Genomic DNA, 14,313 nt, shown 5'->3' on the forward strand with positions numbered 1-14,313 from the left:
CATACAGGGTGAGTACGCGATGCTTGCCCTGTTTTACGATTGTAATTTTTTTAGTAAGGCCTCGGCATCGATATGGCATAAGGCTCTTAATTCAGCAACGGTACCGTGATGTACGAAATTATCTGGAATTCCCATGATTTCTATAGTCCCTCTGAATTTTAAAACGCTTGCTTGTTCAGCAATAGCACTTCCAAAACCACCAGCTATACAGCCATCTTCTAAGGTAATAATACGATCAAACTTGGTAAATACAGCTCGTAACATAGCAATATCTAGGGGTTTAACAAAGGCGAAGTGAACGTGGGCAATAGTAGCATCACCAAGTTTTGTTAAGGCTTCGGAAACTACGGCGGCCATAGTACCTGTTGAGAGTACGGCAATTTTATGTCCTTCTTGTATTACTTGTGCTTTACCGAATGGAATTTCTTCGAAAGTTGCTTCCCAATGGGGTAGTGCCCCATAGCCTCTCGGATAACGGATGGCCAAAGGACCAGTCAAACCTAACTGTGCCGTATACATGATATTGCGCAGTTCTAGCTCATCTTTAGGAGCTGCAATTTGTAAGTCGGGAATACAGCGTAAATAGGCCAAATCAAAAACTCCGTGATGGGTGGCTCCGTCTTCACCGACCAGTCCAGCCCTGTCAAGGCAAAGAATAACGGGTAGCTTTTGCAGGGCTACATCGTGAATAATCTGATCGTATGCACGTTGCAGAAATGTAGAATACACATTACAGAATGGAATGAGACCTTCCGCGGCCATCCCTGCTGCAAGAGTTACCGCGTGTTGCTCGGCAATACCCACATCAAAAGTACGTTCTGGAAAGCGCTCCATCATAAATTTCATGGAACTTCCTGTGAGCATAGCCGGCGTGATTCCTACGATTTTTTCATTATCAGCGGCCAAGCTTACCAAGGTCTTTCCGAAGACATCTTGAAACTTGGTAAAAGCATTGTACTGTTTTGGCAGGACGTCACCTGAAATTTTATCGAATTTTCCTGGAGCGTGGTATTTTACTTGGTTTTCTTCTGCTTGTCGTAAGCCTTTTCCTTTCGTAGTAATGACATGCAGGAATTTCGGACCTTTAATATGCTTTAATCGCTCTAATTCACGGCATAATTCTTCAAAGTTATGGCCGTCTATAGGGCCCGAATAATCAAAATTAAGAGCTTCAAATATATTGTGCTGCTCGAAATCATTTCGCGTCGATTTGATACGGGTTAAATAGTCTTTTAAGGCCCCAACTGAAGGATCAATACCAATGGCATTGTCATTGAGAATAACCAATAGGTTGGCATGGGTGTCTCCAGCGTGGTTCAGAGCTTCAAAGGCCATTCCACTGGCGATGGAAGCATCGCCAATAACTGCAATGTGTTGTTTCGAGTGCCCTTGTAATTTTGAAGCAATGGCCATTCCCAAGGCTGCGGATATAGAGGTGGATGAATGTCCAACCCCAAAGGTGTCAAACGGACTTTCGCTTCTTTTAGGGAAGCCTGAAATTCCACCTAATTGTCGATTGGTATGAAACACCTCGCGACGCCCTGTGAGAATTTTATGACCGTAAGCCTGATGCCCTACATCCCATACTAACAGGTCATTAGGGGTGTCGTACACGTAATGCAATGCAATAGTTAACTCGATCACTCCTAAACTGGCTCCTAAATGTCCTTCCTTCGTAGCGACGACATCGATAATAAAATCTCGTAATTCACGGGCGATTAAAGGGAGCTGTTCAGCCGATAACTTCCGTAAATCGGCAGGAGTATGGATAGAAGGTAGTAAGCTATTTAACATGAAACAAAGGTACAAAAAGCTAGGAACAACCCTTTCAATCAACCAAAACTTTGTAGTTTTGTATCATGAGTAAATTATACCTGGTACCTACCCCTATCGGAAACCTAGAAGATATGACTTTTAGGGCTGTTAACGTATTGAAAGAAGTGGATGTAATCTTAGCGGAGGATACGAGAACTAGCGGGAAGTTGTTAAAGCACTTTGACATTGCAACTCCTATGTTATCACATCACATGCACAACGAACACAAAACAGTGGATGCCATCGTAAAACGCATCCAAGCGGGCGAAACTTTTGCGTTGATCTCAGATGCGGGAACACCGGCTATCTCAGACCCTGGCTTTTTACTCACACGTGCCTGTGTCCAAAATGAGGTTGCTGTAGAATGCTTACCAGGGGCAACGGCCTTCGTACCAGCACTCGTGAACTCAGGACTCCCCAACGACCGCTTTGTGTTTGAAGGATTTTTACCCGTTAAAAAGGGACGACAAACGCGATTATTGCAGCTCGCAGAGGAAACCAGAACCATGATATTCTACGAGAGTCCGCACAAATTAGCCAAAACATTGAAGCAATTTGGAGAGTACTTTGGCACCGACAGACGCATTTCTGTATCCAGAGAATTGACCAAGATGTTCGAAGAGACCAAACGAGGAGACATCGCTAGTGTTGAGGCTTATTACCTAGAAAAACCCGCCAAAGGAGAGATCGTAATCATCGTGGATGGTAAAAAGTAACGAGTTGTGTTATAAGCTGTATTCAGGATACTGTTCTCGTAGTATCGCTTCACTTTTTTGAGGAATTACTCGTTGATTTATATAAGCGATAAGTATGCATAGTCCTAAAAGCCCAGCAAATACCAGTCGCCAAATCATAGAAAGATCCGTAAAAACATTCGATCTGGGAACTGCAAATTGGAGCACATTTAAAATGATTAGGGTGAACCCACTGAGTCCTTGTTGCCAAATATAGTGCTCTAACATCCATATTTTGCCCTCTTCACGTTTCTTCTTTTCTAGTTTTCTTTTAGACGTAAAGAGAAATATCAGTTCGGTGATGATGAGTGCAAAATAGCTACCGATATAGATTTCGATTCCATAAGGTACTTCTTGTATTAGAAAACAACAGTAAAATAACACCGCTGTCAAGAGTATTTTAGGAAGGGCAAACCACTCTTTTAAAAATTGCCCCAAGAGTTTAAAATACTTTTTACTGAGTTGTTTGTGCTTGGCTTCGACAACGGGCATAAATCCAAAGATTCCAAATTTCTGAAAGGCTTTCGCCTTTGCTTGTTCAAAGCTCAAGTGAGGTTCTTGTTTCCAAATGGCCTCGATATCATTTGCGAGGTGGTCTACCAACTCCAATTGCACGTCGTAATATTCTACGTAGTGTTGTTGTGTAAAGGTGAATAGTTCTTCGATATGTGCTGCTGTTAGTTTCATGCGCTCGTTACTTTTTTATAGGAATTTAATTGACGGAGTGAGTTTTTGAATACGAGATAGCCCGTAAAGGAGCTTAATAGGTAAACGGGCATCAAACCGATCCATAAACTCAATTGCACCGTTTCTGACAATTCGGTAGCCAAATTAACCACTCCCTGCATAATTGTAAACGCTAAGCCATAGACGGCCAATCCGCTTTCCAAGTGCATGGAAGGCCCCCATTTTTTAACATAAGACTTCACCAATAAATAGAAGTAATACACTACCGGAAGGATAAAAATGATCACACTCATCTTATTGAAATAACGGAACGATAGCGTATATGCTAAGATCAGGTACAAGCCAATTCCGCTCATAAATACGACCGTGTTGCGTACGGATTTAAAAAAACTGACGAACGCTTTCCTGTGCTGGCGCTGATAGCCTTTGTATACCTCTTTGTAATGGGTAGCGATTAACGATTCAAAACAGCTGCCATTAAAATTTTCTTTCCAGCCAATTTCTTCAAAACTCTCCTGCACGGCTGCGCGAAAATTGCTACCTGCTACGAGTTTATCTTCTACGAGTACCGCAACATGGTCTAGTAATTCCAAACGCAAGTCCCAATATTTTATGCCGTCTTTTTCGAGTCGGTCAAGAATGTAGGCGAGTTGTTTTTCTGTTAATTCCATAGCGTTGTCAATTTAATCAAGAGCGAATTTTTCCTTTTCTTTCGAGTGTTTGTTTGCCAGGTAAAATACCAAGCCGCTGGTATATATAAACGCGACTACCAAGGTCAATGAATAGGTCTGGTTCAGACTTTGCATCGACCAAAGGATTGGGAGGTACAAAATGGATAATACCTGTGTTTTTATCAAAAAGGTATAGGTGGTTTTTACCTTGTCAGTCAGTGTTTTTACAGTTCCGAACGCCCAGATAACAAAGCAGAGGGCCAGTATAGGCTTTCCAAAGTACAGAAGGGTGTCAGAAGTAACAGGGCTGAATTGAATGTTGAAATAATAACTCAAAAAAGGACCTCCAAAAGCGATGAGTAAAAGTATGGCGTGAAATGGACGGTAAACCTTAGCCGCGCGTTTGAGTACGATGGCTGGAGCGTTAAAACAGATTCCGAAAAGCCAGCTAGTATCTCTCTGAAAATGATGGTTCCACTTTTTCTGAACTTCGTAAAACGCGGTGTCAAAATCGTCAGTCCCCTCGGCTATTCTACTTTCAATTTCCGAGGCAATATGGTCAAAAATTTCAAATTTAAAATCGATATAAGTAATGCGTTTTGCGTTGAGGTACCTATCAATTTGTCGTAATTGTTCATCGTTTAATACTACTTTCATAACATCTTATTTGAGGGTTATTCCAATCCGAATTTAGGATTTACTAATTGTTGCATGGTTTGTAAAAACTCTTGCATTTCTGCGAGTCTATTAACCGTTTCTGTGGTGCCCGTTTCAGTCAGGCGGTAATATTTTCGAAGTCTGTTACCAACTTTGGCGACTTCTACTTCTAGCAATCCTTCGGCTTCTAGTTTGTGTAGCGCTGGATACAGTGCACCTTCCGTAATTTTAAGTTCTCCTTTGGTGAGTTCTTTTACCTTTTGCGTAATCTCATACCCGTACATTTTGTCGTGCTGGGCTAGGAGTTTTAGGATGATGGTTTGCAAAGATCCTTTGTATAATTTTTGATTTCCCATATAATTTTTAACCTGTAAATGAACAAGTTTGCTGTTACAAATATATACATAATTTTCTTATGTATAATTTTCTTAGGTATATTTTTATCAGAACTCTAACTAAATGTTACTTTTTAGTTTGCTATTTTTGCGTGATATTACAAACAACATGGCAAAATTCTATACACTTACTATACAAGACCTTATTCAAGAGACGGCAGATGCCGTTTCGATAGTTTTTACAATTCCAGCAGAAGAGCAAGCGAGCTTTGCATTTCAAGCAGGACAATATGTAACATTGAAAGCGACTATTGACGGAGCAGAAGTACGCCGTGCGTATTCTATTTGTTCATCCCCTGCTAGTGGTACTTTAAAAGTAGCCGTAAAAGCAGTACCTAACGGTGTTTTTTCTACCTATGCCACAACAAAATTAAAGGCTGGAGACCTATTAGAGGTGAGTGCTCCAGAAGGAAAATTTGTGTTGCAACCAGCTGACGGAAAGCGTTATTTAGGGATAGCAGCAGGTAGTGGAATTACCCCTGTTTTATCGATGGTCAAGGCAACCTTAGAAGATTCAGAAGCTAGTTTTACCTTGATTTATGGAAATAAAACCGTTGAAGATACCATCTTTTATCAGGAAATTAATGAATTGCAAGTGAAGTATGCAAATCGATTTACTGTGGATTACGTGTACAGTAGAGCCCGTGTAGAAGGAAGTTTGAATGGTCGTGTTGATCAAGGTCACATTAATTACTTACTTAAAAAATACGGTGAAGCTGCGAATTTCGATGCTGCGTTCTTATGTGGACCTGAAGAGATGATAAAAATTGCCTCATCGACCTTAGAGACCTCAGGTATTCCTGCAGGTAACATACATTACGAATTGTTTACAGCTTCGACTTCGAATGATACAGAAGGTGTGAAAGACGGAGAGTCGCAGGTTAAAATACTCCTCGATGATGAGGAAGCGAGTTTTACGATGAAGCAAACGGATACTATTTTGGCCGCGAGCTTACGCAATAAGTTAGATGCGCCCTATTCATGTCAAGGAGGTGTGTGTAGCAGTTGTATTGCTAAGGTAACTGAAGGAAAGGCAGTAATGACCAAAAATTCGATTTTGACAGATGAAGAGTTGGAAGAAGGGTTGATATTAACTTGTGTATCGCATCCGACAACACCGACAATTACTGTCGATTTTGATGAGGTTTAATAATAAATAAAAAAATAGCTAATGGATTTCCTTACGTTAAAAAATGCGTTTTTAATAGGTGTGGGTATGGCCTTTATGATAGGACCGGTATTCTTTATGTTGATAAAGACTAGTATTTTAAAAGGGGCTCGCGCGGCCATGGCTTTTGATATTGGTGTTATTTTGGGTGATGTAACCTTTATACTGATCGCTTACTACGGAAGTAGAAATTTATTAGAAAAAATCAAGGATGACCCCCGATTATTCTGGATTGGGGGTCTCATTCTTATCGTGTATGGTATCATAACTTATATCGATAAAAACAATAAAAAGGAAGTAGATGAAAGTCAAGTTGAGGTGCCGAAGGCAAACAACTACTTTAAGCTTATATTAAACGGGTTTTTGCTCAATTTTATCAATGTAGGGGTCTTGGCAGGATGGCTCGGAATTATGATTATGGTAGGACCGAGTTTAAATATGAATCCCAATGCCATTTTTTGGTATTTCGTAACCGTGATTATCGGGTATGCTACTACCGATTTTATGAAAATTGTGTTGGCCAAACGTTTAAAGAGCTCCCTTACTCCGCTTGTCATCTACCGAATTAAAAAGGGAATGGGAATATTACTCATCGTATTCGGAGCCTTTTTTATGCTTAAGGGGTTCATTCCGAAAGAATTAATCGAAAGTGTAAAATTAGAGGCTGTTACTGGGCATTAATTTTTTAACAAATGATAATCTTTTATTGAGGATTCTGACTTAGATTGGGAGGAAATTATCAATAAAATTAGTATGTTGAAAACCAAAAGATTACTGTCAATTTTCCTCTTAAATTTGTCTGTTACCCTTGGTTACGCCAACGATATTGTTCCGATTAAGGATGCAATTTTCAAAAACTATTTGCTTACGAATTACACCATCAATACCAATAATGATGGAGAAATCCAGGTAACCGAGGCCAAGGCCTTTACCGGAGAATTGCGCTGTGGAAACCTCGGAATTAACGATTTGTCAGGAATTGAGTATTTCGAAAACATCACCGGGCTGGTATGTACCAGAAATAGCATATCGCAACTGGATCTTTCTAAAAATTCAAAATTACAAAGGGTGGAAGCCACTGGAATTGGTTTGCAATCCTTGGTGTTAGGGACTCATCCCAATTTGAAGCGTTTGACGGTTATGCAGAATAAATTGACGCAAATAGACCTCTCTAAATGCCCAAATCTGGAGTATTTTGTTGCCAATATGAATGAGTTGAAGAGCTTGGATGTTCAGGCAAATCCCAAATTGAGCTTTCTCTGGGTACGAACCAATCATCTGAAGACCTTAAACCTGACGAAAAATCGAGTATTGCGAAATTTAAATTGCTTTGAGAATGAGTTGACTCAACTCGATGTTTCGAATTGCCCGGAGTTGGAATTTTTGTTGATGGCGAGTAATGGTGTAAAACAGCTCAACCTCACGCAGAACGCAAAATTGAGAAGTTTTAACGGAGTAAGCAATCCACTGGAGAGCATTGATTTCTCTAGTAACCCAAAACTGGAGTCATTGCACGCTTCATACACGAAACTAAAACGTCTAGATTTATCCGCAAATACAGTACTTACCACCGTAAACCTCGATGATAATTCGTTGGAGTATTTAAATCTAAAAAATGGAAGCAATAAGGTATTGACCTCGGTGAAATTAAAGAACAATTCCTTGTTAAAGTGTATTCAGGTCGATGATCCGGCCGCTAGTTTGGTCAATGTAAACTGGGAAAAAGATACCGATGCAACGTACAGTACGAGTTGTAAAACCATGTCGGTAAATGAGTCAAGTCTTTCGCAGGCACGCGTGTTTCCAAACCCGGCTACTAACGCAGTACAGGTAACTTTGGAGACCGATTCGGTAAAGGAACTCATTTTGTATACAACTACGGGAGTACAAATCAAAAAGGTTTCTAGAGCAAGCTTAGAACTGGGCAGTATTTCAGGGGGAGTATACCTATTAGAAATTCGAACAGATACGGGAAGGCGCAGCGTACAAAAGCTCGTTGTTAAATAACTTAGAAACCGATGATCAGTTTAGCGATGGAAAAGTAAATAAGAATACCAAAAATATCGTTAGAGGTAGTAATAAACGGTCCAGTTGCAATGGCTGGATCGATGCCTCTTTTATGTAAAAACAACGGAATAAAGGTACCGATGAGTCCCGCAACAACGATCACTGCGAACAGAGAAACTGAGATTGCGATTGCCATGTTGATATCCGATTCTGATACCAGTACAAAAAAGAATAATAGTATGGCGAGTATAGCACCGTTAACGGCGGCTAATGACATTTCTTTCAATAAACGTTTCCCAACACTTCCTTTCACATCATCGTTTGCCAATCCCTGTACGATAATCGCTGACGATTGTACCCCCACATTACCAGCCATAGCGGCAATTAACGGGGTAAACATAAATAAAATGGCATTCTTAGAAAGTGCTTCGTCAAAGAAGCCCATGATACTGGCAGCACTAATCCCTCCAATGAGACCTAAAAACAACCAAGGAAGTCGCGCTCTGGTCAATTGCAAAATAGAATCATCAGCCTCGACATCCTGTGTAATTCCGGCTGCTAACTGGTAGTCTTTGTCCGCTTCCTCCTTGATAACATCTACGATGTCATCAATGGTAATTCGGCCTACTAACACTCCCAATTCATCAACTACAGGAATGGCTTCCAAATCGTATTTACGCATGATATTGGCAACTTCGTCCGCTGCGTCATGCACATATACGTAATCTACATTAGGAATGTAGACATCGGCAATTTTTGAGCGGGTAGAGGCCATGAGTAGGTCCTTTAAAGACAGCCGTCCTTTTAGTTTTCCGTCGTTGTCAACTACGTAAATAGAGTGAACTCGGGTTACTTCTTCCGCCTGCTGGCGCATTTCTTTTACACACGACATGACATTCCAGTTTTCGTTCACTTTTACCAATTCCTTGGCCATAAGTCCACCGGCAGAATGTTCGTCATAACGGAGTAATTCTACAATCTCCTTCGCGTGTTCTTTGTCTTCAATTTCTTGAATTACCTCTTGCTTGCGTTCTTCGGGCAACTCAGCAATAACATCGGCAGCATCATCCGTATCGAGTTCGTCAATTTCTTCGGCAATTTCTTTTGCTGAAAGCTCTCCTAAAACGCGTTCTCGGGTATCTTCATCAATATCCATAAGAACCTCTGAAGTCGTTTCAGAATCGAGCAAACGGATGATATACAGCGCTTCTTCGAAGGTTAACTCTTCTAAAACCTCGGCGATATCAGCATGATGAACACTCTCAAAGGTTTCGAGTATTTCTTTGTCTTTCTGATTGGCTACACACGATTGTAAGCCTTTGAGTAGTTCTCTAGTGATTTCTATGGCCATCGTTTTCGATTTTAGCAGTTAGCTCGATGAATTCTTCTACAGACAATTGTTCTGGACGCATGGTAAACACGGGATCTTCTCTTAGTTCCTGCGAAATTTGCAAGGATTTTAAGCTAGAACGGAGCATTTTTCTACGTTGATTGAAGGCTGTTTTCACCACTCGGAAAAACAATTTTTCATCTACTGGGAGCTCTTGGTTCTCCTTGCGGATCAGTCTAATTACCCCAGAATCTACCTTTGGAGGAGGATTAAAAACTCCTGGTGGAACGGTAAACAAATATTCAGCATCGTAAAAAGCTTGAGTTAATACCGAGAGAATACCATAGGTTTTACTTCCTTTTTTTTCAGCGACGCGCTGAGCGACTTCTTTTTGAAACATTCCTGAGAATTCAGGAACGAGATGGCGGTTCTCAATAGCTTTAAATACAATCTGTGACGATATATTGTACGGATAATTTCCGATGATCGCTACTTGATTGCCTTGAAACAGTTCTTCGAGATTTTGCTTTAAGAAGTCACCTTCCAATATGCGAAAATTTTCCGCATTTGTATCTAAGGTAATATGCTCTAAGGGAAAGGTTTCGTGCAAGTAAGTAACAGACTCGCTATCTAGTTCCATCACGGTTACTTTTGGCTTTTTAGCCAGTAGGTATTTCGTGAGTACCCCCATACCAGGTCCTATTTCCAAAACGTTGTCATAACCGTTTTCGGTAAGGGTGTCCGCAATTTTTTTTGCGATATTTTCATCGTTTAAAAAATGCTGTCCTAAATGTTTTTTTGCGCGTACCGTCATGTTGCGTACTAATTTTATGTTGAGAAACCTCTGTGAAGAGTCTAGTTGTTTTTTGCTGTAGGATAGAATTCATTAATCACCTTCAATTCTGTTCTAAAGGCAAGAATTTTATCGGCAAATCTTTTCAATCCGTCCTGTCTGAGTTGATCAGCACTGTTTTTGTAATAATTGTCTAAATCTTCTCTTGTTTTCGCCGTGTATTGAATAGAGTAGGTAATGCCTCCCATTTCTTCTTCAACCAAAACTTGGGTCATTTTAGCACTCAAAAAATACCCAGTGGCTAAAACGTCTGGAATGTGATTTTCTATCCAAACCAGCCATTCTTTGTGAATGCTCTCGTCTACGTTTACAGTTACATTGTATATATACATATCCTTTCGTATTTAAAGTATAAAGTGATTGTTGAGCAGTTGTGTTGTTTGCTTTGCAAAAATAGGGTTTACCTACAATAATTTGCCTGTTGAAAACGAATAAGTTTCCCTAATTTTTACAAATAGAGCAAAACAGCTGTTCGTTGGATAGCTAGGCAAGGCATTTTAACGGCTTCTCTCTAAGATACGATTATTTTTTTGCTCTTTACAGTTGGTCTCCGCGAAGTGTACGGTATTTTTTTCTAGCGTCGATCAAATAGATACTCGACGGGTGGTCAAAAATGATTTTTTGAAAGTAAGTAGCTGCTTTTTCTGTATCCTCGAGTTGATTGAGGTATAGATTACCCAACTGGTACAAGGCGTTGTCGACGAGAATTCCCTTTGCGTCTATGGCAATCACTTTTTCAAAACAAGCGATGGCTTCTAGGTATTTTTTTTCATCGATGTATAATACTCCTAGTTTGTATTGCGCTTCGTCTTCAATGGGTTGATTTTTATACGAGCTGATCAATTCTTGTAAGATGGGGATCGCTTGGTCATTTTTGCGTTGATAGCTCAAGAAGTCAGCTTTTGAATACTGAGCTAGCCCTGTTGCGGTACTGTCTTTGGGTTGGTTGTCAGAAATGGTTAAGAACAGTTCTGCTGCGTCGTTTGCAATGAGTTGTGTGGCAGAGCCTTTGAGGACTTTTAATTGAGCTTTGGCCCATTTAAAATCGTTTTTGAAGTACGAAGTTTGGGCAACCTTAAAGCGAGCTTCTTGACCCAGTGGATGATTTTTAAATTGACTTTGAACCTGAGAAAAATAGATGAGCGCTCGGTTGAAATTTTCTGTAAATACGAGGAGTTGTGCCAAATTTAATTTAATGCGTCCCTTACTGAATTTACTAGTACTTTCTCGCAGTGCTTGTTCTAGGATGGCGATGCCTTTTTCAGGTTGTTTTAAGGTGTAACTGTAATAGTTGGCGTAAGCAATTTTTACAGGAATGGTATGACGTGAGTTTTTGTACTCTTTGAGAATGCTTTCAAAGCGTTCAAGAACATCTGGATATTTTTTTTGTATGGCAATTTGTAGCTGGATGTATATGGCACTGAACTTATCGCGCTCGTAGTTGGTTTTGGCAATAATTAAAGCCGAACACTTTTCAGAAGTATCGTAATCCTCGGCGTCAAAAGCCAGCCTGTTGAGGTTTTTAATATTGGCGAGGTTGTCGGGATTTCGAGCCAACAAGGCTTTGTATTGAATGAGCGCTTTGCCAAATTGCTTTTGCTTGATAAAGTACCAGCCCAGCAAGTCGTTCCAAATATCTTTGGGGTTGCTGATCGACTTTTTTAACAAGCCTTTTTTAAACAATTGGTTGTTGGGGTCATCAGGGTTGTCTGACAAGTAGCGGTTACTGAAATACTTGACATTACTCAGGTAATTTTCATTCTTGTCTACAAGGTCAAAATAGGAATTGAACATTTTGGCAAAATTTCCTTGCTCCCCGTAAATTTGTGCCAATTGAAAGCCAAAGTTGGCGTTCGGGTTTTGGACGAGGATAGTTTCGTAGGCTTGAATAGCGAGGTCTAACTTACTGAAATCTTTGAAGAGGTTTGCAATGACGCTGGCATAGCCGTTTCCTTGTTGTACTGCCTGTATGGCTTTTTCATAGTGTTCTTTGGCCTCGGTATGTCGCTGCTGACGCTCGTAGTTGTGTCCTAACAATACTTCTAGGTACAATTGATCTGGGTATTGCTGTAATTTGCTGACCAGCGTTTGCTCCACTTTGTCAAATTGATTCAATTCTTGGTAACAACTCATGAGTCGCTTCAAATACGTCGTATTGTACGGGCTACTTTTATACAACTCCTGATAGTATTGTAGCGCTTTTTCGTATTCGCTATTTCGAAAGTAGTTTTCGGCAATTACAAAGGAGTTTTGCTGGGCAAAAATTCCTGTATTGAGGAGGAGCATACAAACGAAAAGCAATAATTTTCTCATAAAACTGAATAAAAAAGCAGGTATACAAACTTCTTAAAAAAAGTGCAGAATATCAAGTAAATAAAGCGTTGTGCTCTTGAGTATCTGCGTTTTTATTGTTAAAAAGCTATTAAAAAAATAATTTTTTTTGAGAATACTGTAACATTTTGGCACGGACTTTGTCTTAATGATAACAATCCAACTTAGAACATCATGAAAAACTTAACTAGACAATACGAAACTGCAAGAGAACAAGCCAATGTGTTTATGAAAAATGGTCAAATAGCCCAATACTTCGAGGCTTTGTTAGAAATGAACAAATACAAAAGATTGATGGTTGCCATCGTTGCAAACTAAAAAAGTAAGTTTCCGGAGAAACTTACTTTTATATGTATTTGTCGGTTGAAAAGTACTTAGTCAATGAGGTCGAATCCACAATATGGAACTAATACTTCAGGAATTTTAACTCCATCAGCCGTTTGATAATTTTCAAGAATTGCCGCCAATACTCTCGGTAGCGCTAACGAGCTTCCGTTTAAAGTATGTGCCAATTGACTCTTACCTTCGCTATTTTTAAAACGCAATTTTAAGCGATTTGCTTGGAAGGTCTCAAAGTTCGATGCAGAACTGATTTCTAACCAGCGCTCTTGTGCTGTTGAATACACTTCAAAGTCAAAAGTAAGAGCAGCGGTAAATCCGGTATCTCCTCCACAAAGACGTAAAATTCTATACGGTAATTTTAATTCTCTCAAAATATCTTTGATGTGCTCTACCATGTCGTTTAATGCGTGGTACGACTTCTCTGGGTGCTCTACACGAACGAGTTCTACCTTGTCAAATTGGTGTAAGCGATTTAACCCGCGTACATGAGCTCCGTAACTACCAGCTTCACGTCTAAAACAAGGCGTATATCCCGTATAGGCTTTTGGTAATTCGGCTTCTTTTAACAAGTCACCGCGGTGCATGTTGGTAATAGGAACTTCTGCCGTCGGAATGAGGTATAGATCATCTCCAGTAACGTGGTACATTTGTCCTTCCTTGTCAGGAAGTTGCCCTGTTCCGTATCCTGAAGCTTCGTTAATTAAATGAGGTACCTGTACTTCGTTGTATCCAGCAGCTGTGTTTTTATCGAGAAAATACGAGATTAACGCACGTTGCAAACGCGCTCCTTTTCCTTTGTAAACAGGAAAACCAGCACCCGATACTTTGGCTCCTAAATCAAAATCGATAATATCGTATTTCTTGGCGATCTCCCAGTGAGGTAAGGCTTTTTCTCCCAAATCAGGAACAATCCCTTCTTTGAAAATCTCTTCGTTATCCTCTTCGCTGTTACCAGCTACCACAGAGGCATGTGGAACATTAGGAATCTGATACAGCAAGTTTTGTAAATCGTTACTGTGCGTATTCAACTCCTCAGAAAGGCGTTTAGAGTCTTCTTTGAGTTGTGATGTCTTTTCTTTTAAAAGATTTGCCTTTTGAACTTCTCCAGCTTTAAAAAGACCACCGATTTCTTTGGACAGTTTATTGGATTCAGCAAGTACATTGTCTAATGAAACCTGAGTAGCTCTCCTGGCTTCATCTAATTTTAATACCTCCTCTATCATCGTTTCTGCATTGGCAAAATTTCGCTTTGCCAAGCCTTCTAAAACAGTTTGTTTGTTTTCTCTAATAAACTGAACCTGTAACATTATTATATTTTTTTAA

The 14,313-nt window shown here is 40.0% G+C and carries 15 protein-coding genes; 5 read left to right on the forward strand and 10 right to left on the reverse strand.

What is annotated here, in order from left to right; all coding sequences use genetic code 11:
* Positions 1–33: 33 nt before the first annotated feature.
* On the reverse strand, positions 34–1,794 hold the full coding sequence (locus ACKTS5_RS00585) for a 1-deoxy-D-xylulose-5-phosphate synthase (RefSeq protein WP_408041880.1): 1,761 nt from the start codon (positions 1,792–1,794) through the stop codon (positions 34–36).
* A gap of 65 nt (positions 1,795–1,859) precedes the next feature.
* Here ACKTS5_RS00585 and rsmI point away from each other — a divergent pair, with 65 nt between their 5' ends.
* The gene (gene rsmI / locus ACKTS5_RS00590; RefSeq protein WP_408041881.1) at positions 1,860–2,531 is read left to right on the forward strand and encodes a 16S rRNA (cytidine(1402)-2'-O)-methyltransferase; all 672 of its coding nucleotides are present in this window, start codon (positions 1,860–1,862) and stop codon (positions 2,529–2,531) included.
* 9 nt (positions 2,532–2,540) lie between these two features.
* Here rsmI and ACKTS5_RS00595 read toward each other — a convergent pair whose 3' ends face one another.
* From ACKTS5_RS00595 to ACKTS5_RS00610, 4 genes are read right to left on the reverse strand one after another with little or no spacing between them, the layout of a single operon-like run.
* Entirely contained in the window at positions 2,541–3,236 is a 696-nt protein-coding gene (locus tag ACKTS5_RS00595; RefSeq protein ID WP_408041882.1) for a hypothetical protein, read from the reverse strand.
* Positions 3,233–3,907 carry a hypothetical protein gene (locus ACKTS5_RS00600; protein ID WP_408041883.1) on the reverse strand — a complete coding sequence of 225 codons (675 nt, stop codon included), beginning with the start codon at positions 3,905–3,907 and terminating at the stop codon, positions 3,233–3,235. Before ACKTS5_RS00600 ends, ACKTS5_RS00595 begins: the two co-directional genes overlap by 4 nt.
* 12 nt (positions 3,908–3,919) lie before the next feature.
* A complete protein-coding gene (locus tag ACKTS5_RS00605) occupies positions 3,920–4,564 on the reverse strand; it encodes a hypothetical protein (protein WP_408041884.1) in 645 nt (214 codons plus the stop codon).
* 17 nt (positions 4,565–4,581) lie between these two features.
* A complete protein-coding gene (locus tag ACKTS5_RS00610) occupies positions 4,582–4,920 on the reverse strand; it encodes a PadR family transcriptional regulator (RefSeq protein WP_408041885.1) in 339 nt (112 codons plus the stop codon).
* 148 nt (positions 4,921–5,068) lie between these two features.
* Between ACKTS5_RS00610 and ACKTS5_RS00615 the strand changes: the two genes are divergently transcribed.
* From ACKTS5_RS00615 to ACKTS5_RS00625, 3 genes are all read left to right on the forward strand, one after another.
* On the forward strand, positions 5,069–6,109 hold the full coding sequence (locus ACKTS5_RS00615) for a 2Fe-2S iron-sulfur cluster-binding protein (RefSeq protein WP_408041886.1): 1,041 nt from the start codon (positions 5,069–5,071) through the stop codon (positions 6,107–6,109).
* 21 nt (positions 6,110–6,130) lie between these two features.
* Complete coding sequence (locus tag ACKTS5_RS00620) at positions 6,131–6,808, forward strand: LysE family translocator (RefSeq protein ID WP_408041887.1); 678 nt, start codon at positions 6,131–6,133, stop codon at positions 6,806–6,808.
* A gap of 72 nt (positions 6,809–6,880) precedes the next feature.
* Entirely contained in the window at positions 6,881–8,134 is a 1,254-nt protein-coding gene (locus tag ACKTS5_RS00625; protein ID WP_408041888.1) for a T9SS type A sorting domain-containing protein, read from the forward strand.
* Between the two features lies 1 nt (position 8,135).
* Here the strand turns inward: ACKTS5_RS00625 and mgtE are convergent, their stop codons facing one another.
* The 4 genes from mgtE to ACKTS5_RS00645 form a co-directional block, all read right to left on the reverse strand.
* Entirely contained in the window at positions 8,136–9,485 is a 1,350-nt protein-coding gene (gene mgtE, locus ACKTS5_RS00630; RefSeq protein WP_408041889.1) for a magnesium transporter, read from the reverse strand.
* Complete coding sequence (gene rsmA / locus ACKTS5_RS00635) at positions 9,466–10,278, reverse strand: 16S rRNA (adenine(1518)-N(6)/adenine(1519)-N(6))-dimethyltransferase RsmA (protein ID WP_408041890.1); 813 nt, start codon at positions 10,276–10,278, stop codon at positions 9,466–9,468. The genes mgtE and rsmA overlap by 20 nt, the downstream gene beginning before the upstream one ends.
* A gap of 41 nt (positions 10,279–10,319) precedes the next feature.
* On the reverse strand, positions 10,320–10,649 hold the full coding sequence (locus ACKTS5_RS00640; protein ID WP_408041891.1) for a DUF4286 family protein: 330 nt from the start codon (positions 10,647–10,649) through the stop codon (positions 10,320–10,322).
* A 205-nt stretch (positions 10,650–10,854) separates the two neighbouring features.
* Positions 10,855–12,630: a tetratricopeptide repeat protein gene (locus ACKTS5_RS00645; protein WP_408041892.1), complete on the reverse strand. Its 1,776-nt coding sequence runs from the start codon at positions 12,628–12,630 to the stop codon at positions 10,855–10,857.
* 192 nt (positions 12,631–12,822) lie between these two features.
* Here ACKTS5_RS00645 and ACKTS5_RS00650 point away from each other — a divergent pair, with 192 nt between their 5' ends.
* Complete coding sequence (locus ACKTS5_RS00650) at positions 12,823–12,966, forward strand: hypothetical protein (RefSeq protein WP_408041893.1); 144 nt, start codon at positions 12,823–12,825, stop codon at positions 12,964–12,966.
* A 56-nt stretch (positions 12,967–13,022) separates the two neighbouring features.
* Here the strand turns inward: ACKTS5_RS00650 and serS are convergent, their stop codons facing one another.
* Positions 13,023–14,297, reverse strand: coding sequence for a serine--tRNA ligase (gene serS / locus ACKTS5_RS00655; RefSeq protein WP_408041894.1), 1,275 nt, complete (start codon positions 14,295–14,297; stop codon positions 13,023–13,025).
* Between the last annotated feature and the right edge of the window lie 16 nt (positions 14,298–14,313).

The organism is Tenacibaculum litopenaei (assembly GCF_964514025.1).
GTDB classification, from domain to species: Bacteria; Bacteroidota; Bacteroidia; order Flavobacteriales; family Flavobacteriaceae; genus Polaribacter; species Polaribacter litopenaei.

Bases quoted from the DNA above. Each gene is read 5' to 3' on its own strand.
- ACKTS5_RS00585 (WP_408041880.1), bottom strand. From the start codon at position 1,794: ATGTTAAATAGCTTACTACCTTCTATCCATACTCCTGCCGATTTACGG.
- rsmI (WP_408041881.1), top strand. From the start codon at position 1,860: ATGAGTAAATTATACCTGGTACCTACCCCTATCGGAAACCTAGAAGAT.
- ACKTS5_RS00595 (WP_408041882.1), bottom strand. From the start codon at position 3,236: ATGAAACTAACAGCAGCACATATCGAAGAACTATTCACCTTTACACAA.
- ACKTS5_RS00600 (WP_408041883.1), bottom strand. From the start codon at position 3,907: ATGGAATTAACAGAAAAACAACTCGCCTACATTCTTGACCGACTCGAA.
- ACKTS5_RS00605 (WP_408041884.1), bottom strand. From the start codon at position 4,564: ATGAAAGTAGTATTAAACGATGAACAATTACGACAAATTGATAGGTAC.
- ACKTS5_RS00610 (WP_408041885.1), bottom strand. From the start codon at position 4,920: ATGGGAAATCAAAAATTATACAAAGGATCTTTGCAAACCATCATCCTA.
- ACKTS5_RS00615 (WP_408041886.1), top strand. From the start codon at position 5,069: ATGGCAAAATTCTATACACTTACTATACAAGACCTTATTCAAGAGACG.
- ACKTS5_RS00620 (WP_408041887.1), top strand. From the start codon at position 6,131: ATGGATTTCCTTACGTTAAAAAATGCGTTTTTAATAGGTGTGGGTATG.
- ACKTS5_RS00625 (WP_408041888.1), top strand. From the start codon at position 6,881: ATGTTGAAAACCAAAAGATTACTGTCAATTTTCCTCTTAAATTTGTCT.
- mgtE (WP_408041889.1), bottom strand. From the start codon at position 9,485: ATGGCCATAGAAATCACTAGAGAACTACTCAAAGGCTTACAATCGTGT.
- rsmA (WP_408041890.1), bottom strand. From the start codon at position 10,278: ATGACGGTACGCGCAAAAAAACATTTAGGACAGCATTTTTTAAACGAT.
- ACKTS5_RS00640 (WP_408041891.1), bottom strand. From the start codon at position 10,649: ATGTATATATACAATGTAACTGTAAACGTAGACGAGAGCATTCACAAA.
- ACKTS5_RS00645 (WP_408041892.1), bottom strand. From the start codon at position 12,630: ATGAGAAAATTATTGCTTTTCGTTTGTATGCTCCTCCTCAATACAGGA.
- ACKTS5_RS00650 (WP_408041893.1), top strand. From the start codon at position 12,823: ATGAAAAACTTAACTAGACAATACGAAACTGCAAGAGAACAAGCCAAT.
- serS (WP_408041894.1), bottom strand. From the start codon at position 14,297: ATGTTACAGGTTCAGTTTATTAGAGAAAACAAACAAACTGTTTTAGAA.